This is a genomic window from Bacteroides hominis (assembly GCF_033042785.2).
GTDB lineage: Bacteria > Bacteroidota > Bacteroidia > Bacteroidales > Bacteroidaceae > Bacteroides > Bacteroides hominis.
Map to the genome: position 1 here is coordinate 1,054,142 of NZ_CP178829.1, position 23,742 is coordinate 1,077,883.

Consider the following 23,742-nt stretch of genomic DNA (forward strand, 5'->3'; position numbering starts at 1 on the left):
TAGATTTAAGGTTAACAAAAGGTTGGAGTCAGGCGTGACTCCTTTTTTTTGCCCCTTTATTTAAGTAACTGATAGACTCCTCCCGCCAAGGCCCGGATTACTCCTTTCATTTCCAGCTCAAACAGAATGACACTGATCTTATTGATAGGAATATCAGCCTGCACCATCAACGCATTGATCTGCAAATCTCCCAGCCGTCCGAGAATATCTACAATCTTCAGTTCTTCGGCAGATAAATCAGGGAAAAGATTCCGCTGTACGGTTGTCGGTTTAATAGTATGTGAACCGGTATCCCACCCCATTGCCTTCACAAAATCCGCCGCAGACTCCAACAAAACAGCCTTATTGTCCCGTATCAACTGATTGCACCCTTTCGAATATTCATCAGTGACCCGCCCCGGGAAAGCAAAACAGTCGCGATGATAACTTCCGGCAATATCCGCCGTAATCAGAGAACCGCCTTTAGCGGCAGACTCCACCACAATAGTGGCATCGCTGATACCGGCAACAATACGGTTCCGACTGATGAAGTTATGTTTATCCGGATTTGTTCCGGAAAGAAATTCAGTTAACAGTCCACCCTGCCGGAGCATATCAATGGCTGTTTTACGATGTAACGAAGGGTAAATACGGTCCAGCCCATGAGCCAATACCCCCACAGTAGGAAGTTCAACAGCCAGTGCTGCCCGGTGGGCATTGATATCGATCCCATAAGCCAATCCGCTGACAACAAGTACATCCGGACATAAAGCCTGCAAATCCTGCAGGAAACTGACGCAAATTTGTTTCCCGTAATCCGTTGCATTACGGGTCCCGACCATATTAATAATGTGGAAAGCATTGAGATCGGCTTTTCCTTTAAAGAATAATACGACGGGAGCATCATCGCATTCACGCAGTCTGGAGGGATAGCCCTCATCTGCCATCGTAAGGCAAGAGATACGGTTATCCCGTACAAACTCATATTCCTGTTCGGCACGCTTCAATGCCTGTGGAGAATCCAATGCTGCGACAACTGCCTGATTCACTCCGGGTAAGCGATCGGGCAATTCAGTCCGGTAACGGAATACATCGGCAGCACTCTCCATACCGTCTACCAGACGTTTGGCACCTATATGCCCAACGCCCGGTATTTGCGTCAGTGCAATACTGCATATCCGTTCTTCATCGGTGCTCATTGCAGGTAAGGCGCGAAAATCCGGTCGAATAATTCACTATCGCTCAAACGTCCGTTTACCACACATACCGTTTCCACCGTCGATTTAACGACAACCTTATTATCGCTTTTCCGGAAGATGTCCTGATAGAACACATATTTGATACCTTCTTTCTTCATATACAATTTGGAAACGAATTCATCACCACTCTTTAATGGGGTTTTGAAGGCCATATTAATGCGGGCTACCACCGGATCCACGCCCTCTTCGTGCAGTTTTGCAAAACTTACGCCTACCGATGAAAGAAACTCATGACGGGTATGTTCCAGATAATGTTGATAATTAGCGTTATTCACAATGCCTTGCAGGTCGCACTCGTAGTCACGTACCTTTAAAGTAAGTTCATAGATATACTTTTCCATCTTTATTCCAGTCCTTTAAATTTTTTCAGTTCTTCGGTCGAAACCAATTTATACAGTTTGTCACTCGGACGTATCTTATCCAGCTTCATAGAGAAGTGCTCTCCCTTCTTCACGGTTTCTACCGGTTTCAGGTCCACACGGGCCTCATCGAGCGTAGCAAACACAGCTCCGGTAGTAGGGCCGGTAATCAACAGCTTATCGCCTACACTCACTTCAGCCGCTTCCACCAGGAATTCGGCTACACCAATGTTGGAGAAGTATTTAATACCTTTCCCCACATAGATCTTACGTTCGGTTGCCGCCGATCCGTAATTCTTAGTCCATTCTCCCAGACGCTGTCCCAGATAGTAACCGTCCCAAAAGCCCCGGTTGAATACCGTTTTCAAGCGTTCATCCCACGCCGCAATCTTCTCGTCGGTAAACGTACCATCCAGACAGGCCTGAATAGCCTGCTTATAACACTCGACAACAGTACGTACATATTCGGGCCCGCGGGCACGGCCTTCGATTTTGAATACACGCACCCCGGCATCCATCATTTTATTCATGAAATGAATGGTCTTTAAATCTTTGGGCGACATGATGTACTGGTTGTCAACCTCAAGTTCCACATCGGTATCCTTATCACGGACAGTGTAAGAACGACGGCAGATCTGCATGCAGGCTCCCCGGTTGGCAGAATGATTCATTTCATGCAAAGACAGATAGCACTTGCCCGAAACAGCCATACAAAGCGCTCCGTGGCAAAACATTTCGATACGGATCAACTCTCCGCCCGGTCCACAGATATGTTCTTCCTGAATCTGACGATAGATCTCCGCTACCTGTTCCAGATTCAGTTCGCGCGCCAACACCACTACATCGGCAAATTGCGCGTAAAACTTCAAGGCTTCTGCATTCGAGATATTCAATTGCGTAGACAGATGCACTTCCTGACCAATCTTGTTGGCATAGCTCATCACCGCCACATCGGCGGCAATCACAGCCGAAATACCCGCTTCCTTGGCCGCGTCGACAATGGTACGCATCAGTTCAACATCCTTGTCATATATGATGGTATTCACCGTCAGATAACTCTTCATTCCATGTTCGTCACAGGTCCGCGCTATCTCGCGCAAGTCCTCAATGGTGAATGTATTGGCCGAACGTGCACGCATGTTCAGATTCTCAATACCAAAATAAATAGAATCGGCTCCCGCCTGGATGGCTGCCGCGAGCGATTCGCGTGAGCCAACCGGGGCCATTATTTCAAAGTCACTTATCTTATACATAGTTACCAATTATAAGTTACGAGTCCGTAACTACTGAATATATCCTTTTTCTTTCAGGTTTGCCACTATCTCCTGGGCAATCCCCATTCCGATCTGCTGACCCGCTTCCATGGCCTCGGCAGTCATCACCGGAGTGGACTCGGCCAGCTTCTTTCCCACAGGCGATTCATAGAACTGGGTAATTTTCTTCAGGTCGTTTATCGTCAGATACCTGTAATAAATAGATACATATATATCCATAAACTGTGTGTTTGCCTTTTCGGACAACTGCTCTTCAAAAGTCTTCCAGAATTCATCCGGAACGTTCGAATAAGTATGTTTCATCATCCCGATCATCTGCGGAACCATCGATTTCACAGTAGTCATAGCGCCCGAGGCCTCGAGCATCTTGCTTAACGCCTCTTTATAAGCAGCATCCTGAGCCGAAACGGAAGTGGCAGACAAGATAAAAGTCAGGCACAGAGCAATGGAAAATAGTCTTTTCTTCATAATTTCTATCCAGTTAAATAAATGAATGGAGTGCAAAGGTAGGGGTTTTTTCCGTACTTTTGCAGCCAAATAATGAATAGAAAATCGTAAAAAGATGAAAATAGGCCACATAGACCTGGGTGAACGCCCTGTATTTTTGGCTCCGATGGAGGATGTCACCGATCCCGCTTTCCGCCTGATGTGCAAAAAGTTCGGAGCTGATATGGTATACACAGAGTTCGTCTCGAGTGATGCTTTGATACGTTCCGTCAACAAAACAACTCAAAAACTGACCATCTGCGACGAAGAACGTCCCGTCGCTATTCAGATATACGGTAAAGATACGGAAGCCATGGTTGGCGCAGCCCGGATTGTAGAAGAAGCACAACCGGATATATTAGACATCAACTTCGGCTGTCCGGTAAAGAAGGTAGCAGGAAAAGGCGCAGGCGCCGGTATGTTGCAGAATATCCCGAAGATGCTTGAAATAACCCGTGCCGTGGTAGATGCAGTCAAAATACCCGTTACTGTAAAGACCCGTCTGGGATGGGATGCGGACCATAAAATCATTGTCGACCTGGCCGAACAATTACAGGATTGCGGTATTGCGGCATTAGCCATTCACGGACGTACCCGAGCACAGATGTATACGGGCGAAGCGGACTGGACCCTGATAGGGGAAGTAAAGAACAACCCGCGTATGCATATACCGATCATAGGAAATGGCGACGTAACTTCGGCTACCGGTGCCAAGGAGTGTTTTGAGCGGTATGGAGTAGACGCTATCATGATAGGACGTGGCAGCATCGGCCGCCCATGGATATTCCGCGAAGTGAAGCATTATCTTGAAACCGGAGAAGAACTGCCGCAGGAATCCTTTGAGTGGTATCTGAATGTATTGCGTGAAGAGGTGCTAAACAGTGTAGCCCGCCTGGACGAGCGCAGAGGGATTATCCATATCCGCCGCCATCTGGCAGCAACTCCTTTATTCAAAGGAATACCCAACTTCCGGGAAACACGCATCGCCATGCTGCGAACAGAATCGGTAGAAGAGCTTTTCCGGATATTCGATGGACTTCACCCCATCACTTAAACATCGGCACTGCAAACCATTTCTTGAACATCTTTGTCACCAGCACATACAGCACGAAAGCAGAGATAAAGCCCGCAATCGCATCAATCAGATAATGTGCCTGAATATAGACAGTAGCTCCGCAAAGCAACAGATAGAGCGGCAACAGGCAGGCAAAAAGTTTCTTGCTGCCACGCCAAGCCATAATCATCAGAATAGTCGAAACACCGACATGCGAACTGGGAAAAGCCGCCGTAGGACGCTCTCCCACTTGTTGCGAACCCTCTACCAGGCTATAAAAGAATCCATGCTGATAGCCGGGACCCGGAAGCAACTCCTGATTGTGATTGAAATAATCGCCAATGGCAGGAAAGACACCTTGTGAGACAGAATCCATACCAATGGCAGGGAAATAGAACTGAGGACCGGCAACCGGAACGAATATATAAATAAGGTAGTAGATGAAAAAGCAGGTGACCAGTACAAAAGACATCTTCTCAAACAGATCGAACCGATAGATGAAATAGAACAACGTCACCACCAGAATCATCGGATAATATGCGAAGTACCCCATATTGAAGGGTTCACTCACCCACATTTGCGGAAACGCGTGGCAAAACCATACGGCAGGTTGCCCTCCGAACATCCACTGTTCGGCCGTAGCAAAAAGATGATCCAGGTTGGGGAAGACACGGTTGAACTCAAAGGTATCCGGATACCAGTATGACAAAAGGCTCATCTGGATAGCGATACGCACAAAAGCGGAAAATTTACATGGAGCCAACCGGTAGAGATACATCAGCAAAAAAGTCATTGCCGCAATCACTGCCCTGTCCCACAACATGTGGAGCGGATGGTCCATCCGTTGAAACATGAATAAAATCAAGATAGAAGTTAACAGATTATATATCAATGTTATCTTCTCAACAGCAAACAAGCCCTTACGGCTTTCTACACGTTTAAATAAATCTAAAGCCATCCTTCGTTCTTATACCAGGCAATCGTTTCCTTCACTCCCTTTTCCAAATCGTATTCAGGAGCATATCCCAGTTCTTTCACAGCCGGAGTTATGTCGCATTGCCAATTTCTTTGTTTCATTATTTTATATTTGTCCGAATTCAGTGTGCTGCTCTTTCCCGAACGGGTCGCTATAAATTCGGCGAGCAAAGATACGACTTTTAGCACAATTAACGGACATTTGATGTGAATAACCAACGGATCACCCAATTCTTTTTGAATCAGATCGGAGAAAGCCCGGCTTTTATACACCTTCCCGTCAGACAGGAAGTAAGCGCGCCGGGAAACCTCCTTCTCGATTCCCAGGAAAATGGCCTGTACAATATCTTTCACATACACAAATGTCAGATCCTGCCGTTTATATCCCACGGAGAAATCCGTATGCTGCCGGATGGACTTCGCCATCAGGAAATAGTCTGCCTCACGAGGTCCGTACACTCCCGTCGGACGGTAAATGACATACGGAAAACCGGGCAGGCTCTGGATATAAAGTTCCGCTTTCAGCTTACTTAATCCGTAAACCGTATTCGGAGCCGGAGTATCTTCTTCACGGATAGGAGTATAATCCTTTTCACGTATCGGACCGAATACACTCAGAGTACTGATATAGATAAACTGCTTGGGAATCATATTAAGCTCGCGCAACGTATCGACAAAATATTTGGTCTGCAGATAGTTGACACGGTCGAAGTCGTTCTTGTCCGCACACTTGGTCACGCCGGCACAATGGACGATATAATCGAATTTATTGTACGTACCTTTATGGCCGGACAGTTGTGCCCGCAACTCATTGGGGTGTGCAAAGTCCAACTCAAGGAAGTGAATCTTGCGTTCTTTCAGGTATTTCTTACTGCTGGATGCACGGATCCCCGCCCAGACACCAAACCTGCGTTTCAAAGCTTCCTGAACAATGAAACTGCCGATAAATCCGCTTGCTCCGGTAATTAGAATACTCTCCATAAAATTCAGATCAAATGATAATTATTTCGTTGGTTCCACATGAATGCCTACATGGGTTCCTTTCCCAAACATCTCTTTTAGTTTATTTTCGATAGCAGTAGCCGTGCCATGCGCCTCTTCCAGAGTTATCTTCCCATCCATGCGGACATGAATTTCGATGGCATAATAACTGCCGATCCTGCGGGTACGCAAATGGTGGGGCTGACTCACTCCCGGAAAAGAGAGTACGGTCTGTTCAATCTCTTTCTCGACATCGTCCGGCAAGGACTTTTCAAGCAGTTCGTCCACACAAGGAATCAGCAACTGCACAGATACCTTCATAATAAAGAAACTGACTACCACTGCGGCAATCGGATCGAGTACCCGCCAATGATCTCCCAGCAAAATGGCCCCTCCAATACCGATAGCCGTTCCGATGGATGACAACGCATCACTCCGGTGATGCCAGGCATTGGCTACCACGGCCTGAGAATTTAACTTCTTGCCCTGAATCACGGTATACTGATACAGTATCTCTTTTGACACAATCGACACCAATGCTGCCACCAATGCCACTACACCGGGAGACTCCAACTGTCCGCCCTGCAAAAAAGTATAAATGGAAGAGGCACCATTCCAGAAGATACCGAAGCCGACACACAAAAGTAACAACCCGATGATGGCCGTAGCCAATGTTTCATATTTGCCGTGCCCATAATCGTGCCCCTTATCTTCGGGCTTCCCGGCGATACGGACAAAGACAATGACAACAATATCGGTGATGAAGTCGGATAGTGAATGGACAGCATCGGCCAGCATAGCCGCACTATGCCCGGCAATTCCGGCAAAGAATTTAAAAACGAGCAAAAGGAAGTTCACGATACTTCCCACGATCGTTACTTTATAAATTCCCTTCTCCCTGGAAGACTTTTCACTTTCCATTTGTTAGATTATTCATAATGTGAGGGGCAAATGTACATGAAAATCTTGAATTATTAATATTTAATCGCTTACTTTGTACTGATTGATATAAAACGAACCGATTATGGCTAAAAAGAAAGAAAAAAAAGCCGGCAAAAGAATGAAGAAGAAAGAACTGTCAAAGGTGGTTCTCGATTTCTTCCATGCCAAACAAGACGAGGTTATCAGCCTGAAATATATTTTCTCGGAACTGAAGTTAACCACTCATCCGCTAAAAATGCTCTGCATGGATATCCTGGCCGATCTCCTGGCCGATGACTACATTACCGAAGTAGACAAAAACAAATATAAACTAAACAATCACGGTGTTGAAATGACCGGAACTTTCCAGCGTAAAAGCAACGGGAAGAACTCGTTTATCCCCGAAGGAGGCGGAGACCCGATTTTTGTCGCCGAGCGTAACTCCGCTCATGCGATGAATAACGATAAGGTGCGCATCGCCTTTTATGCCAAACGTCGCGGACGCGAGGCCGAGGGAGAAGTGATCGAGATACTGGAACGCGCCAACGATACATTTGTCGGCACACTGGAAGTGGAGAAATCATATGCCTTCCTCGTCACGGAAAACCGTACGCTTGCCAACGACATCTTTATCCCTAAAGATAAACTGAAGGGCGGAAAGACCGGCGACAAGGCAGTGGTAAAGGTCACAGAGTGGCCGGACAAAGCTAAAAACCCGATCGGACAAGTGCTCGACATTCTTGGCAAAGCCGGTGACAATACGACTGAGATGCACGCTATCCTGGCCGAATTCGGATTGCCATACGTCTATCCGCAGTCGGTAGAAAAAGCCGCAGATAAGATTCCCGCAGAGATTTCCGCCGAAGAGATAGCCCGCCGCGAAGACTTCCGAAAAGTAACCACTTTCACCATCGACCCGAAAGACGCCAAAGACTTTGACGACGCTCTTTCCATCCGCCCATTGAAGGACGGACTTTGGGAAGTCGGCGTACACATTGCCGACGTGACGCATTATGTCAAAGAGGGAAGCATTATCGACAAAGAAGCCGAAAAGCGTGCAACTTCCGTTTATCTGGTAGACCGCACCATACCGATGTTGCCCGAACGTCTCTGCAACTTCATCTGCTCGCTTCGCCCCAACGAAGAGAAACTTGCTTTCTCTGCCATATTCGACATCACGGAAAAAGGAGAAGTGAGAGACTCGCGCATTGTACACACGGTCATCGAATCGGACCGCCGCTTCACTTACGAAGAGGCGCAACAGATCATCGAAACCAAAGAGGGTGACTTCAAGGACGAGGTACTGATGCTCGACACCATAGCCAAGGCCTTGCGTGAAAAGCGTTTTGCGGCAGGAGCCATCAACTTCGACCGTTACGAAGTGAAATTCGAAATCGATGAAAAAGGAAAACCCATCAGCGTTTACTTTAAGGAATCCAAAGATGCCAATAAGCTGGTAGAAGAGTTTATGCTGCTTGCCAACCGCACCGTAGCAGAGAAAATAGGCAAGGCACCCAAAGGAAAGAAGGCCAAAGTGCTGCCTTACCGTATCCACGACCTTCCTGATCCGGAAAAGCTGGACAACCTCGCACAGTTCATCGCCCGTTTCGGTTACAGACTTCGCACAAGCGGAACCAAGACGGATGTCTCTAAATCGATCAATCACCTGTTGGACGACATACAAGGAAAGAAGGAAGAGAACCTGATTGAAACCGTATCTATCCGTGCCATGCAGAAAGCGCGCTACTCTACGCACAACATCGGTCATTACGGACTGGCTTTCGACTATTACACCCACTTCACCTCTCCTATCCGGCGTTTTCCGGACATGATGGTGCACCGGTTGGTAACCAAATATATGGATGGCGGACGCAGCGTATCGGAAACGAAGTACGAGGATCTGTGCGACCACAGTTCGAACATGGAACAGATTGCAGCCAACGCCGAACGTGCTTCCATCAAATACAAACAGGTGGAGTTCATGAGTGAACATCTGGGACAGACTTATGACGGAGTGATCTCCGGCGTAACGGAATGGGGACTTTACGTAGAACTGAACGAAAACAAATGTGAGGGCATGATACCTATCCGCGATCTGGACGATGATTATTACGAGTTCGACGAAAAGAACTACTGCCTGCGCGGTCGTCGCAAGAACCGTATCTACAGCCTGGGAGACGCGATCACCATCAAAGTGGCACGGGCCAATCTGGAGAAGAAACAACTGGACTTCGCACTGATAGAGTAACACTTTGTCAAAATGATAATCGGGACCCGCTCAGATTGCCTTATTTCCGGCAAGAGTACGTCCGCAAAGAAAAATCGCCTTCCACACGGATCGGCGATTTTCTTTTTATTATCCAGATAGGGAAAGTTGGCACAAAAGCGAAAGTATAAGTACATAGAAGCCGGACAAAGAAAAAGAAATAAAGGATATAAGGAATCATTTTATCTTTTCCTAAGCGTTCGCCATTCGGAAGCAACCAGAGAAATATATGGATTCACACCGCTCCGAAACACCGGTAAAAGAAGATGTGAAACAAAAGACCTTTGTTTTTCTTCAAAAGAAGTAAGCATTTCACCCGAAAGAAGTAAGCATTTTCGGAAATGCTTACTTCTTTTCGAGAAAAGCAAGGGGCTTCAACCCGAAAAGCCCAGGTTTCTGATCCCCAAAGCCCGGCTGTTGGAGTCCAAAAATCTGTTTTTGTGTTCCTGTGCTCCCTATCAACCCGATAAAAGAGAAAGTACATGTAAGCGGAAACAGCCATTTACTTACTTTTTGAAATGAAACACAGACAAAACGTAGCAACCGGATTATCCGAAGAGTCTTAATATATAAAACTCATTCCGGTAATGTATCCAAGGTGCCGTGCAATTCTTTGATGAAGTGTAAATGCGACAGTTCTTCTTTTTACCATATACATTCGTACCCGCTTATCAACTCTGCTCATTGCCGCTTCATCATTTAGCATTTTAACAATAAAACCAATTTTCATTCGGTCATCGGAATTAAAACAGTATATTTGCCGCCAACTAAACAAAGTTGGAATACGGAGTAAAACAACTCAATAAAAAGAACATCACAAACATGCTTGGAATAAAACTGATCATAGCAATACTATTTGTAATCATCGCATTACTCAGCATCTTCTTTATAATTATCAGAGCAATCAAGAATAATAAGAACTGGAAAATAATAGAACCTGAACTTATAAAGAAAGTTCAAGAGTCCACCAGGCAAGAAATTATACATACAATGACTTTAAACGCCAGCGACTCAACTGACTTCTCCAACGGCAAGGGTTTCTTACTATGGATAGCATTTACATCTGACTACACAGCTTTTATCAATAAGAGCTATATTGCCGATAGCGGTAATGGACATGTTTATCTTTCAAGAAGAATGGATACTTCAATGAAAAGATTAGAGAAAAGATTTATGGAACTTGAGTTCAGGAACAAGGAATCCGCAGAAATATTAAAATTAGACGTACTGGTCCGTCCCAAAGACATAGAGATACTAAGCGCATTTATTCCCAATAAAAAATCTTTGTAAAGATTGACAGTACAAAAACCGATCAGGCAACCCTGTATCGAACGTACTTTCATCCGCTACGGCAGATAAAGGCAGAATGCAGATATTCCAATTATTTATTATCACAAAATAAACCAAGAAATCAATGAAAAAAGTTATTCTTTTACTCTTACTCGGAGCATGGGTATTCACAAGTGTTGCTCAGGAAAAGGTATTTCAAGTAAACGAAGTGTCCGTCATTAACTATGGTGACGGACGGTTGCTGTTCCGGGAACTGAACGAGGAAAAAACACCGTTACAGGGCGAATACCGCATCATCGACGGCTATCATTCGGAATATATCCTGGCTTCTTTCAAGAATGGCATGTACGACGGGCTGTATCGCCATTTCAAGAGGAATGTTCTTGCGGAGGAAAGCACATACAAGGATGGATGGAGAGAAGGCTATCGTAAAACATATTATGGCGACGGCAAAACCCTGCAGGGCGAAGGAACGTTCGTGGAAGGAAAGTTGCACGGTGTCTGTAAGTCATACTATCAAAATGGAAAAGTCGAAACGGAGGTCTGCTATAAAATGGGAGACCAGGACGGATGCGACCGCAAATACAATGAGGAAGGAAGCCTCGTGCGCGATACTTATTATAAAGATGGCAAGCCCGATGGAAATTGGGTGGAGCATCTGTCCGGTAGTATTGATTTCACCCGTCGCAGCAGCTATAAAAACGGATTGCTGACGGGCGAATATTCTGAAACGCTAAAGAATGGAAATCTCCGTAAAAAAGGTACTTACAAGGAAGGCAAAAAAGACGGAATCTGGATCGAATATCGCCGTGATACGGGCATCCCCGAACGTTCGACTACCTACCGGGCAGGGGAAAAGACAGGAGAAGAGATTCGCTATTTCACTGATGGAAAGCCCGAAAGCTCCAAAAATTACCTGAATGGCAAGTTGGAAGGCATTAGCCGCGAATATTATTATAGCAACGGCCAGCTAAAGTCGGAATTCACCTACAAAGCCAACAAACAGCATGGCCCTTTTAAATATCTGAACGAGGACGGAACCGTCCGCGAAGCAGGCCGTTACGAAAACGATATGCGGAAAGAGTAATTCTGCCGGAACCAGTATGGAAGGCGGTTTTACATTTATAGATAGGAATATGAATAAACACATTTGTTTTTATGAATAGAAAGTGGATCTTAATAACATTGTGCATTATACTACTATCCGGTTGTATAAATTTTGGGAAACGTTCGTCCACTCCGAAGACTCAATCACCCGGCAACGAAACCGAACAATCAGAACACGCCATCAGTCAGCATTGGATTGGGAGCTATTCTTTATATATCCTCTCAGGAGAAACCATTCAAGAAGATGCCAGCAACATCGGAGTCGGTTATGATTTTGAAATTCAGGATTCGATGGTTTCTTTTACAGCAGAGGGCTTTCAGACGTTTTTCGTGTGTGAATGCTCGATCCGGGAAAGCAAAGATCAGTTGTTGTTACTCTACAAAAGAAAGATTGAAGAGACTACTACCGTACCTTTTAGAAACGAGGGCGATACGGTTGCCCTGATTACCTGCGAACAGGGAAAATATTATGTGCAAAGCCCGGTCATTCCGGTTGCCGGATGGGTTTACAATCAAAAGATATTGCTGGAGAAGGAGCCGGTTAATACATCAGAGGAATCGGATCATGGCTCGATCCCGGAAATAACCTATTGGCACGAGGACTTTGAATATGGCACTGAAGAAGATCATTTAGACCGTTGGGTCATTCCCATTGACGAAGCTGAATTTTTAGCTGCATCGGCTAACTATAAGAACATACAGCCGGACAGCACGGTTCAGTTACCCACTGATCAAGGGAGCTATTCTGTTTCACTGGAAAATGGGCACACAAAAGTGTTATCCGATTGCTATGAACAATCCGATGCGTATCGCAAATACCTATACAAAGGATATCTTGCAGAAATGAATTGTTATGTATTCGAATACGAAGGCCTTGAGTGGGAAGGAATTTCATACGTCTCTAAAGCGAACGGGGAAGAATACGGTCTCCGCACCCAAGCTTTGTTCTCTTTGAATCAGAATTGTTATTGTGTGGATGCATGCACCGAGCTTGAAGGCGAAAGAGCCGGAATTATAAAGGTATTTCAGGTCTCAGGCGGCGAATTCAAATTCATGTTCGGCTTATGGTCGGACAAGATATTCCCGCAAACCGTTTGCTGGAAGGATAACACCACTCTTTATGTGAAAGCCCTCCGGGAGGAAAATGGCGCAGATCAAACTTATTACTATAAGATACCTTTGGATCAGGTACAATGATTCGCTTTTGGTAAATGACCGATAAAGAGGCTGTCTCAAAATTTTATTTTTGAGTTCAGCCTCTTGTTTTATTGTCTATTGCTTTTCTTACCTAATCTTTTTATACTCTTTTCCCTCTTATTCTTTTATAATAAAGCAATCTTGTAATAATAACATCGTTCGCCCGACTATAAAGTAAAGATTAAAACAAATGAAGTCGAACAAAAATGAATTTCTGAAGATGTTGACTGCCTATCAGGGGATTATCCACAAGGTAAACCGGGTATATTTCAGATCGGAAGCGGACAGAGAGGACAACTTTCAGGAAACCGTCTATCAGCTCTGGCGATCTTTCCCGGCATTGCAGAACAAGGAGAAACCCGCATCGTGGATCTATAGGGTAGCAATCAATACCTCTATTTCGAAAATAAGAAAGGATAGTCGCATCGAGTTTCATGACTCGCCGCCGGAGGGAGAGACCGTTGACCCTTGGGAACAGCAGGAACAGGACGAAAACTGGCAAAGACTTGTCAATGCCCTTCAAAAGCTGAATGAAATAGACAAGTCCATCATGCTGCTTTATATGGAAGACTATAGTTATGAAGAAATAGCAGAAATAGTGGGAATGAGCAGCTCCGCCGTCGGCGTAAAGATTCACAGGCTGAAAAGCCGATTACAAAAACAATTTAAAAAGTAAAGCATCATGGAAGCACATGACATTAAAGAAACCTGGAAAGCGGGGGTGGAAAAGAATATCAAACCGTATCCCGAAGAGAAACTGAACGAGATGGTAATCAAATCCGCGAGAAAATCAATCAAGACAGTGTATCCCGGAACCGTCTTCCGACTCGTTGTGGTCGCCGTGGTTGTTTACCTTATTGTAATGCTGTTTATAAGAGAGCAAAGCATGGAAAGAGCGTACGTGGATATAGCCGCTTTGGCCGTATTGTCCGTTTCCTATTTCCTTTGGGAACGTTCCGCTTACAGAATGCGGAAATACACCAACGGCATGGCTGTAAAGGAATGGTTGGAATACCGGATAAAAGAAGTTGAGAAAGACGTCAAATTCAATACCAAATATGGTTGGATCGTATATACGTGTTCCTTTCTCTCGGCAATAGGCTTCTATGTGTTCTATCTGATGGCAATGAATATAACTCCCGGCATATTGAACGTTGTAGTTGTCCCACTCGGCATAGCCATTTACCTGCTGATCATAGACCGTTCTTTAGGACGGAATTACCGGAAAACCCTCCGTGAACTGAAAGATTTATATAAACAGTTTGAAGTGGAGGATTGAAAACAACTATATCAAGGAAACGAATCATCATCGAGCAGGCACAGGCACTTACTATAAGCACCGGTACATCCCCATCCGACCGAAAATCAGAAAGTAAAAAAACAAGTAGACCCGGTCTGTCGGAAGATGAAAGTCGGAAAGACGGACTTTTATCTTCCGGCCGATCCCGGAAAAGAGGAAAGATTATTATCCCAAGCATCCATCAACGTTCTTGCTGAAAGGTGAAAAAGAGAAATGACGCCGCTTCAGAGACAGCCGGTCATTGCCCCATGCCGGACTACCGCTTAACCGTAAAGACCTGACTCTGACCTGCCGGAATTACAACTTCCTTCACCTTCCGCCCGATCTTCAAACGGCAGGCATTTCCCTGTTCGGAAAATACCTTTACCACAGTTTTACCTGATTTACTCCATGTAATATCTATAATGAAACCGCCGCGGGCACGCAGCCCCGTAACCTTTCCTTCTGCCCATACATCGGGTAATGCCGGCAGAACGTCTATCACACCGTCATGGCTCTGCAACAACATTTCCGCCACACCGGCAGTATACCCAAAGTTACCGTCGATCTGGAAAGGGGGATGTGCATCGAACAAATTCTTATATAATCCCCCATGCCGATTTACTTCCGGCCCGAAGTCGGTGGGGGTGAATAAATTCCGTATAATACGATAAGCGTGATTTCCATCGTGCATACGGGCCCACATGTTGATCTTCCATCCCATACTCCAGCCCGTAGCTTCATCTCCACGCAATTCGAGCGTACGGCGGACTGCACTGACAAGTTCGGGTGTCTTGCCCGGTGTTATTTCACATCCCGGATGGAATCCATACAAGTGTGACAAATGGCGGTGGTGCGGTTCTACTTCATCAAAGTCTTCACTCCACTCCATAATCTGCCCCCGCTTTCCGATACGGTAAGGCACCAGTTGCTTTGCTCCCATTACGTGCAGCAAGAGAGTATCGGCAGGAGGAAGAATAGAATCGGCAGCTAAAATCGCGGCTGCTTCGGCCGTATTGCTGAAGAGTTCACGAATAATGGCCATATCCATCGCCGGAGCCGGAGCTACGGCCGAAGTTTTCTTTTCCGGAGTCAGAAACTGATTCTCGGGTGAAACTCCCAACGGAGTTTGCCACATCCCGTCTTTTTCCACCAGCCAGGCGTTATAAAACCGTGCGGCATCGCGCATCAGCGGATAGGCGGTCTCACGGAGAAACTTCTTATCCCCCGAAAATAGGTAATGATCCCACAAATGCCGGCAAAGCCAGCCTGCACTCATATTCCACATAAACCAGGTAGGTTCACCGTCTGCCGGTCCCGACTCACGCCAGATAGAGGTGATATGATGGGAAGTCCAACCGGGAAGGTTATACATCTTTGCGGCTGTAGCGGAACCATTGACCGCAAGTTCCCGAATCAGTCGGAAAAGCGGTTCACTGCACTCAGGCAGTCCGGTGGTTTCGGCCGGCCAGTAATTCATCTCAGTATTGATATTAATGGTATAACTGCTGCTCCATGCCGGAACCACATCCTTATTCCATATACCTTGCAGATTGGCGGGTTGCCCGCCTTCACGTGAAGATGCTATCAGCAGGTAACGCCCATACTGAAACAAAAGTGCTGCCAGAGCATTGTCCGGATTGTCCCTGAATCCGATAATACGGCGGTCGGTAGGCAGACCAGAATAGTCTTTCTCCGATTTCAAAGTCAACGCCACACGACCGAACAGCCGTTGATAGTCCGCCAAGTGACGTTTCTTCAGATCTTCATAAGGCAGCTGCCCGGCAACGGAAAGAATCGTATCCAACTTGGCCTGATAATCACTGCCGTCCTGTGAAGGACTTCTATCAAAGCCATTATAGCTGGTGGCAGCAGCAACCAAAAGAATTATTTCACCCTCTCCGCTCACTTTCAACTGATTGTCTTGCAAGGTGGCATTTCCTTTCAGTACCTTCACCCGGCTTTGGAAAAACATCCCTTTGCCGCCAACCTCATCGGCATACAGCACTTGTTTGTCGGTCTTTCGGCGTCCGTGACTATCGAAAAGTTCCGGATGGCGATCTGTCAATCTGTTCTTTTCGAGGAAGTCCAGCGTCCGCCGCTCTACACAACCCGGAGCCTGTCCTGAAAGAATCAACTCTTCACCCGTACCATCAACTTTCGCTGTCGGATGCTCCGATGTATAGCTCACCGCTACATTTACGGGCGACCGACGTGAAGCAGAGATACGAATCACCATTACCCGGTCCGGATTGGATATAAAGTATTCACGGGTATAGCGGATGCCTCCTGCCTGATAGCGAATAGTATGTACGGCATCTTGCAGATTCAGTTCACGCACATAGTTTTCCACCTTTCCCTGAACATCAAAGCTTAGAAAAAGGTCGGCCAGAGGTTGATAACTCTGCGAAAGCCTGCCTTGCCAGTTCCGGGTTATCAATCGGTGGGCACCCGCATAATCGCCATGGTTCAACAAGGCAAGCACTTCATTGTATACACTTCCGATAGAAGGTACGCCAACACCGGAAAAAGGTTCACCGCTATATAGTGTGCTTTCATTCAGTTGCAAATGTTCTCTCCCGGCATCTCCAAATACCATCGCACCCAAATATCCATTTCCCAAAGGAAGAGCTTCATTCCAGTTGGCAGCAGGCTGCCGGTACCAAAGCGAAAGATTATTTCCGCCGAACAACAGGCAGGCTTCCAGTAAACAAAAAAGAGTGGTAAAAATGTGTTTCTTCATAACTATCAGGGTTAATTCATTTCAAAAACTGTATTTCTATATTCCCGGAAGGCAAAGTTATTAAAATAAATTTCCATCTTTGTATTCCTATCAAGAGAATATAGTTATGAAGACAGTAATCATTGAAAACAAAGAGCAGGTAGAAGAAATTATCTCCCGTTGCGATATTTGCTTTGTCGGTATCACCGACCTGGAAGGCAACCCTTATGTGATCCCCATGAACTTCGGCTATCAGGATGGAGTGATCTATCTGCATTCCGGCCCCACAGGCAGCAGCATCGATATGCTGGCAAAAAATAACCGTGTCTGCATCACTTTCAGTGTAGACCACGAATTGGTATTCCAGCACCCCAAGGTGGCATGCAGTTATCGGATGCGGGCCAAAAGTGTGATTTGCAGAGGACGCGTAAACTTTATCGAAGACCTGGAAGAAAAACGTGAAGCGCTCAATATATTGATGCGGCATTATAGCAGCCGGGAATTTGTATACTCAGATCCGGCAGTGAGAAATGTAAAAATCTGGGAGATACCGATTGAAAACGTTACGGCAAAAGAGTATGCGGTGCCGCATACGAAATAAATTCACCACAGATTACACGGATTCACTCAGAATTTTGATCCGATAGTTAGTAAGACGAATCATTAATCTGTGCAAATCCTGTGTAATCTGTAGTGAACAATGCATCAGAGCGGATACTCCTCGAACGCATATAAGATTGTCGACAGATAGCGTTCGCCTGTATCCGGCAATAATACAACAATCAATTTTCCCTCATTCTCCGGAAGTCTGGCTAACTCGGTAGCTGCATATACTGCCGCCCCGGAAGAGATTCCGACCAAAAGCCCCTCTTTAGCCGCCAATTCACGACTGGTACGGATAGCATCATCGTTTCCTACCTGTTTAATCTCGTCTACCACAGCAGCATTATAAGTTTTGGGTATAAATCCTGCTCCAATACCCTGTATCTTGTGCGGACCGGGAGCACCACCCGATAATACCGGTGAATCGGTAGGCTCTACAGCCACAATTCGTACAGTAGGATTATGCTCCTTCAAAGCAGACCCTACTCCACTTACGGTACCTCCCGTTCCTACTCCGGCCACAAAGATGTCCACCTTTCCATCGGTATCTCTCCAGATCTCCTGTCCGGTAGTACGTACATGAACCGCAGGGTTAGCCGGATTTTCGAACTGTTGCAGAATGACAGATCCGGGAGTAGCCGCTTGCAGTTCCTCAGCCTTGGCAATGGCTCCTTTCATCCCGTTTGCTCCCGGAGTAAGTACAAGCTCCGCTCCCAACGCCTTCAGCAGGTTCCTGCGTTCCATACTCATCGTGTCGGGCATGGTCAAGATCAGCTTATAGCCTTTGGAAGCAGCCACAAATGCCAAACCGACTCCGGTATTTCCACTGGTTGGCTCTATAATAACAGATCCTGGCCTCAACGTCCCCTTCACTTCGGCATCTTCAATCATGGCCAGAGAAATACGGTCTTTCACACTTCCGGCCGGATTGAAATATTCCAGCTTTGCCACTACACGTGCTTTGAGCCCTTTACTTGCGTTATAATTACTCAACTCCAGTAACGGAGTGTTACCGACTAAATCTGTCAGCTTCTTTGCTATCTTTCCCATATCTATCTATTATTAAATATCTGTTTATTAGTAATAGGACAAAAGTAGTGCAGATTTGGTTCATTCTCAATACCATAAGTATGGTAAATTCGTACTACGAATGAGGGAGAAATATCTTTCTAAAGAATCCAAACGAACCGCCGGTTACATTCCGGACACAGTAAAACGACGAATATAATTCGCCACCAGACAACAACCCGGAGTATATACCTGCCCGTGATCAAAGCCCTGCAATTCGTAAAGTGATACTTTCTGATTACCAATATTCTTCAGTACTGAAGCCAGCAAAGCATTTTCTTCGTAACGGTCTGCCATTTCCAAATTCCGGTCACCGGTAATCAATATAAAAGGAGGTGTATTCTTACGGGCTTTGTTGCAAGGCGCATACCGGTCTATCACCGGAATACCTTCGGGCAGCGCGCGTTCTTTACGTATGGTGAAATGTGTAACAGTCTGCCCGCTGATAGGAAGATACGCAGCTATGCTGTCAGCATCTACTCCATATTTCCGAAGATATGATTTATCTAATCCGACCATTAAAGTCAAATAACCTCCGGCCGAATGTCCGGTAACAAAAACACGTTTGGGACTACCTCCATATTCTTCTATATGTTTACAGGTCCAGGCAACGGCAGCGGCTGCATCATCGGTATAAGCAGGGTTTTTAGCTTTAGGACTAAGCCTGTAATTGACAGCGACTACTGCAAATCCTTGATTCATAAACATCTCAGGAATGTGTTTTCCTCCCCCTTCCAATCCTCCGCCATGAAACCAGACAATCGTTGGAAAGTCTTTTTTCCCAACCGGATAATAGACATCAAGTTTACAGCGTTCCTTACGGTAACCATCCGTTTCCCCCGCAGAAATATACGAAATGTCTTTTACTGTTTTGTACGTCTCCTGTGCCTGTAAGGTGAAGGCAACGAACAGGAGAATAAATGATAAATACTTTTTCATGCTATTAAGTGTTTGTGAATTACTTGGGCAAATATAATACAATAACGACACTGTTTGAAAAAATAATAGCTTCCTTTATGCACTCAATATCAAAAAAGTATAGAGAAGTGGCTGTATTAATTCCTATTTAATTACCTTTGTCAATATCATAACCTCCAAACACTTATTTCAATATGAGAAAGATCACCCTCATTATGTTTACGCTGCTAATCTGTGCAGCACAACAGGTAAAGGCACAAACTGACAGTATGCTCATCCGGCCGACAGTAGATAAGAGAGTCGAACTACTTAGCATTGTTTTCCGTTTAACGGGTAATCCGGAGTATAGCAAAAACGATTTCAAACTCTACACAGACCGCATCGAATCGCATTTTTCTCCATATAAAAACCACGAACTTATACTATTCGTACGCTCGTTGGTCAAGACTGACGGTGTTTCATACGATGCAGTGATGAGTATGGCCGTCAATCTCGACGACCAGTTCAATCTGCCCGAAGATTATGGTTCACTGGACTCTCGTTGGAATAGGAATCAAGTAGGGCCATTCATCAAACTGCTAAAGAAGTTTGTCAAAGACAGTCGTTTCGATGCCTTTTATCACTCAAACGAAAACTTATATAAAGAGGCTGTAAATCGTTTTATGCCTATTTACAAAAACATAGATATCCAATGGTATAATGACTTCTATGGGCAGAAGTCCAACGACCGGTTTCACATTATACTTTCAATGGGCAACGGTTCGGGAAATTATGGACCGAGTGTCACTGACAAGGAAAACGTACATAATGTATTTTCAATCATGGGAGCATGGGTTACCGATTCCGTAGGAATGGTTGTTTATCCATCTGAATTAATCTTACCAATTTTAATCCACGAATTCAACCATTCGTTCGTAAGCTTCGATCCGGAAATGTTCCGCACAAGCGGCGAACAGATTTATGCTGCGGTTGGCGAACAAATGGCGCACCAAGCCTATGGACAATGGTCTATTGTCCTCACCGAAGCAATGGTACGTGCGGCAGTCATAAAATACATGAAAGACCATAACTTCCCGGCTGTCGAAATCACCAAAGAAACCGTCATACAAAAAACACGTGGCTTTGTCTGGATAAGCAAGCTGGTCGATGAACTCGAGAAGTATGCCTCTGACCGCACGACATACCCGACTCTCAACAGCTATATGCCACGGCTGGCAGAAGCTTACACAGGCTTTGCCCAATACACCGCAAACTATGATTCTATCCGTCCCAAAGTAGTTTCGATCGACGAATTTACCAACGGCGATACAACCGTTCGGAGCGACATCAAAACTATTACTATCCACTTCGACCGTCCTTTGGTGGGCCGCGGATACTCTATCAATTATGGTCACCTCGGAATGGATGCAATGCCTAAGATTTTAAACGTCAACTACGCCAATGACAACCGTACTGTGATTATCGGAGTAGAATTGTTACCCGGAAAAGAGTATGGAATCACTCTTTTAGGGCTTTCTTTCCGCACTCCGGAAGGAGATGGCATAAAACCCTATGAAATTTCTTTCAGAACGGCACAGTGACATAAATTCTCTCTCATTGTCTGTGATCCAGGTAGTAAAAGGCAATCCCATTTTGGACAAAAAGGGAAAGCAGATGACTGCATTAGCCTAAAATTGATTATCTTTGCACCCCAAAACGGAATATTATTAGAGTAATTACTCTTTTTCAACTTTATAGGGTTACTCTTCCATTTGATAGAAATACACAACTGATTGATAATATAAAAAAGATTATAATATTATGGCATTGCAATGTGGTATTGTCGGACTACCCAACGTAGGTAAGTCAACACTTTTCAATTGTTTGTCCAACGCGAAAGCACAGGCGGCAAACTTCCCTTTTTGTACGATCGAACCGAACGTGGGTGTAATTACTGTACCTGACGAGCGTTTAAATAAACTGGCCGAATTGGTACATCCCAACCGTATTGTTCCTACAACGGTAGAAATCGTAGATATCGCCGGACTTGTGAAAGGTGCCAGTAAGGGCGAAGGACTGGGAAACAAATTTTTGGCTAACATTCGTGAAACCGATGCCATCATCCATGTACTCCGTTGCTTTGACGACGATAATGTAACTCATGTGGACGGAAGTGTGAATCCGGTACGGGATAAAGAAATCATCGATTACGAGTTGCAGCTAAAAGACCTGGAAACCATCGAGAGCCGCATACAGAAAGTGCAGAAACAAGCCCAAACGGGAGGTGATAAAGCTGCCAAGCAAGCTTATGACGTACTTGTGCAATTCAAGGATGCGCTGGAACAGGGCAAATCGGCACGTACAGTAACTTTTGAAACGAAAGACGAACAAAAAATAGCAAAAGAATTGTTTCTGCTTACCAGCAAACCTGTAATGTATGTTTGCAATGTAGACGAAGCAAGTGCAGTCAACGGAAACAAATATGTGGACATGGTACGTGAAGCCGTTAAGGACGAAGATGCCGAAATCCTCGTGGTAGCCGGAAAAACAGAGGCTGACATCGCCGAACTGGAAACTTACGAAGACCGCCAAATGTTCCTCGCCGAGATCGGTTTGGAAGAATCGGGCGTAGCACGCCTTATTAAATCGGCCTACAAACTGCTGAACCTTGAAACTTATTTCACTGCCGGCGTACAGGAAGTACGTGCCTGGACTTACGAAAAAGGTTGGAAAGCCCCACAGTGCGCCGGAGTAATCCATACCGATTTTGAGAAAGGATTTATCCGCGCAGAAGTAATCAAATATGAAGACTTCTTGCAATATGGCTCGGAGGCTGCTGTTAAAGAAGCCGGAAAGTTGGGCGTAGAAGGAAAAGAATACGTAGTACAGGATGGAGATATCATGCACTTCCGTTTCAATGTATAAGACATCTATTTTCAATTATAGACTGAGGAGCTGATCAAATGGTCAGCTCTTTTTTTCTCCTCCCCTCAAAACGAAAACTCCCCGCTTTCTAACACTATCTTCAAGCAAATCATTATCTTTGCGCCCGTATATTATGCCTAACAAGCAACACAAGAAAATATCATGAACATGGAAAGTACTAACAGACTTCGTTATCTTATCGCAGGAACCGGAGGCGTAGGCGGAAGTATCGCCGGCTTTCTGTCACTTGCCGGTAAAAACGTTACCTGCATTGCCCGCGGAGCACATCTGCAAGCGATACAACAGGACGGACTTAAACTGAAATCGGACTTAAAAGGTGAACATACATTACGGATGGACGCTTGCACGGCAGAAGAATATAACGGAAAAGCTGACGTGATATTTGTATGTGTTAAAGGATATTCCGTAGACTCCATCACAGAACTTATCAAACGGGCTTCCCATGAAAATACAATTGTAATTCCTATATTAAACGTATACGGTACCGGGCCGCGCATACAACGTCTGGTACCGGGAATCACTGTACTGGACGGATGTATCTACATCGTAGGGTTTGTTTCCGGGCCGAGCGAAATCACTCAGATGGGAACTATTTTCCGTCTGGTATATGGTGCACACCGCGGAACTGTCGTTCCTGTGGGAATGATGGAAGCCGTACAGAGAGACTTACAGGAGAGCGGCATTAAAGTTGAAATCTCTCCTGATATTAATCGTGATACCTTCATTAAATGGTCTTTCATCTCGGCTATGGCAGTCACCGGAGCCTATTATAATGTTCCGATGGGAGAAGTGCAGAAACCGGGTAAGGTACGCGACACTTTCATTGGACTCTCTACCGAAAGTGCAGCCCTGGGAAAGAAACTTGGAATCGAATTTAAAGAAGATATAGTCACATACAATCTGAAAGTTATCGATAAGCTGGCTCCTGAGAGCACGGCATCCATGCAAAAAGACATAGCACGCGGACACGAATCAGAGGTACAGGGTCTGCTTTTCGATATGATAACAGCAGCTGAAGAACAGGACATTGATGTACCTACCTATCGGGAAGTTGCTAAAAAATTCATCAAACTATAAAG

General features: G+C 45.3%; 21 protein-coding genes. 11 read left to right on the forward strand and 10 right to left on the reverse strand.

Features of this window, described 5'->3' with window-relative positions; genetic code table 11:
- Positions 1-56 precede the first annotated feature (56 nt).
- Genes dprA through R3O62_RS04670 form a run of 4 tightly spaced genes read right to left on the reverse strand, consistent with a single transcriptional unit; the run spans position 57 to position 3,339 of the window.
- Positions 57-1,178: a DNA-processing protein DprA gene (gene dprA, locus R3O62_RS04655; RefSeq protein ID WP_234185348.1), complete on the reverse strand. Its 1,122-nt coding sequence runs from the start codon at positions 1,176-1,178 to the stop codon at positions 57-59.
- Positions 1,175-1,579: an acyl-CoA thioesterase gene (locus R3O62_RS04660; RefSeq protein WP_005782900.1), complete on the reverse strand. Its 405-nt coding sequence runs from the start codon at positions 1,577-1,579 to the stop codon at positions 1,175-1,177. The genes dprA and R3O62_RS04660 overlap by 4 nt, the downstream gene beginning before the upstream one ends.
- Before the next feature lie 2 nt (positions 1,580-1,581).
- A complete protein-coding gene (locus tag R3O62_RS04665; protein ID WP_005812518.1) occupies positions 1,582-2,823 on the reverse strand; it encodes a peptidase U32 family protein in 1,242 nt (413 codons plus the stop codon).
- A 57-nt stretch (positions 2,824-2,880) separates the two neighbouring features.
- Positions 2,881-3,339, reverse strand: a complete 459-nt coding sequence (locus tag R3O62_RS04670) for a DUF2059 domain-containing protein (protein WP_005822479.1) — start codon at positions 3,337-3,339, stop codon at positions 2,881-2,883.
- A 94-nt stretch (positions 3,340-3,433) separates the two neighbouring features.
- Between R3O62_RS04670 and dusB the strand changes: the two genes are divergently transcribed.
- Positions 3,434-4,411, forward strand: a complete 978-nt coding sequence (gene dusB / locus R3O62_RS04675) for a tRNA dihydrouridine synthase DusB (protein ID WP_005812515.1) — start codon at positions 3,434-3,436, stop codon at positions 4,409-4,411.
- Here the strand turns inward: dusB and R3O62_RS04680 are convergent.
- From R3O62_RS04680 to R3O62_RS04690, 3 genes are read right to left on the reverse strand one after another with little or no spacing between them, the layout of a single operon-like run.
- Entirely contained in the window at positions 4,404-5,369 is a 966-nt protein-coding gene (locus R3O62_RS04680; protein WP_005782893.1) for a phosphatase PAP2 family protein, read from the reverse strand. The two genes, dusB and R3O62_RS04680, sit on opposite strands and share 8 nt — an antisense overlap.
- Positions 5,360-6,367 (reverse strand): NAD-dependent epimerase/dehydratase family protein, encoded by a 1,008-nt coding sequence (locus tag R3O62_RS04685; protein ID WP_186993716.1) that lies wholly within the window; start codon positions 6,365-6,367, stop codon positions 5,360-5,362. Before R3O62_RS04685 ends, R3O62_RS04680 begins: the two co-directional genes overlap by 10 nt.
- 21 nt (positions 6,368-6,388) lie before the next feature.
- Positions 6,389-7,288 carry a cation diffusion facilitator family transporter gene (locus tag R3O62_RS04690; RefSeq protein WP_005782889.1) on the reverse strand — a complete coding sequence of 300 codons (900 nt, stop codon included), beginning with the start codon at positions 7,286-7,288 and terminating at the stop codon, positions 6,389-6,391.
- Between the two features lie 103 nt (positions 7,289-7,391).
- Here R3O62_RS04690 and rnr point away from each other — a divergent pair, with 103 nt between their 5' ends.
- The 6 genes from rnr (at position 7,392) to R3O62_RS04720 (ending at position 14,427) form a co-directional block, all read left to right on the forward strand.
- Complete coding sequence (rnr, locus tag R3O62_RS04695) at positions 7,392-9,536, forward strand: ribonuclease R (RefSeq protein WP_195341624.1); 2,145 nt, start codon at positions 7,392-7,394, stop codon at positions 9,534-9,536.
- Positions 9,537-10,331: 795 nt separating this feature from the next.
- The gene (locus R3O62_RS04700) at positions 10,332-10,844 is read left to right on the forward strand and encodes a hypothetical protein (RefSeq protein ID WP_269110407.1); all 513 of its coding nucleotides are present in this window, start codon (positions 10,332-10,334) and stop codon (positions 10,842-10,844) included.
- Positions 10,845-10,968: 124 nt separating this feature from the next.
- Positions 10,969-11,931, forward strand: coding sequence for a toxin-antitoxin system YwqK family antitoxin (locus tag R3O62_RS04705; RefSeq protein WP_005782880.1), 963 nt, complete (start codon positions 10,969-10,971; stop codon positions 11,929-11,931).
- 71 nt (positions 11,932-12,002) lie between these two features.
- Positions 12,003-13,148 carry a DUF5991 domain-containing protein gene (locus R3O62_RS04710; protein ID WP_032540928.1) on the forward strand — a complete coding sequence of 382 codons (1,146 nt, stop codon included), beginning with the start codon at positions 12,003-12,005 and terminating at the stop codon, positions 13,146-13,148.
- Positions 13,149-13,338: 190 nt separating this feature from the next.
- Positions 13,339-13,824, forward strand: coding sequence for an RNA polymerase sigma factor (locus R3O62_RS04715; RefSeq protein WP_005782877.1), 486 nt, complete (start codon positions 13,339-13,341; stop codon positions 13,822-13,824).
- Between the two features lie 6 nt (positions 13,825-13,830).
- The gene (locus R3O62_RS04720) at positions 13,831-14,427 is read left to right on the forward strand and encodes a hypothetical protein (protein ID WP_005782874.1); all 597 of its coding nucleotides are present in this window, start codon (positions 13,831-13,833) and stop codon (positions 14,425-14,427) included.
- A gap of 277 nt (positions 14,428-14,704) precedes the next feature.
- Here the strand turns inward: R3O62_RS04720 and R3O62_RS04725 are convergent, their stop codons facing one another.
- Positions 14,705-17,170: a glycoside hydrolase family 95 protein gene (locus R3O62_RS04725; RefSeq protein WP_032541934.1), complete on the reverse strand. Its 2,466-nt coding sequence runs from the start codon at positions 17,168-17,170 to the stop codon at positions 14,705-14,707.
- Between the two features lie 106 nt (positions 17,171-17,276).
- Between R3O62_RS04725 and R3O62_RS04730 the strand changes: the two genes are divergently transcribed.
- Entirely contained in the window at positions 17,277-17,750 is a 474-nt protein-coding gene (locus R3O62_RS04730; protein WP_005782870.1) for a pyridoxamine 5'-phosphate oxidase family protein, read from the forward strand.
- Between the two features lie 104 nt (positions 17,751-17,854).
- Here R3O62_RS04730 and cysK read toward each other — a convergent pair whose 3' ends face one another.
- Together cysK and R3O62_RS04740 are read right to left on the reverse strand one after the other, a co-directional pair.
- On the reverse strand, positions 17,855-18,802 hold the full coding sequence (gene cysK, locus R3O62_RS04735; protein WP_250710504.1) for a cysteine synthase A: 948 nt from the start codon (positions 18,800-18,802) through the stop codon (positions 17,855-17,857).
- A 144-nt stretch (positions 18,803-18,946) separates the two neighbouring features.
- The gene (locus R3O62_RS04740; RefSeq protein ID WP_005812493.1) at positions 18,947-19,759 is read right to left on the reverse strand and encodes an alpha/beta hydrolase; all 813 of its coding nucleotides are present in this window, start codon (positions 19,757-19,759) and stop codon (positions 18,947-18,949) included.
- A gap of 173 nt (positions 19,760-19,932) precedes the next feature.
- On the opposite strand from R3O62_RS04740, the gene R3O62_RS04745 reads away from it, so the two are divergent.
- The 3 genes from R3O62_RS04745 to R3O62_RS04755 all read left to right on the forward strand — a co-directional run bounded on the left by R3O62_RS04745 (position 19,933) and on the right by R3O62_RS04755 (position 23,740).
- Entirely contained in the window at positions 19,933-21,318 is a 1,386-nt protein-coding gene (locus tag R3O62_RS04745; protein ID WP_270722033.1) for a DUF4932 domain-containing protein, read from the forward strand.
- Between the two features lie 220 nt (positions 21,319-21,538).
- Positions 21,539-22,642, forward strand: coding sequence for a redox-regulated ATPase YchF (gene ychF, locus R3O62_RS04750; protein ID WP_005782865.1), 1,104 nt, complete (start codon positions 21,539-21,541; stop codon positions 22,640-22,642).
- Between the two features lie 168 nt (positions 22,643-22,810).
- Positions 22,811-23,740 (forward strand): ketopantoate reductase family protein, encoded by a 930-nt coding sequence (locus tag R3O62_RS04755; RefSeq protein ID WP_032531553.1) that lies wholly within the window; start codon positions 22,811-22,813, stop codon positions 23,738-23,740.
- Positions 23,741-23,742 lie beyond the last annotated feature (2 nt).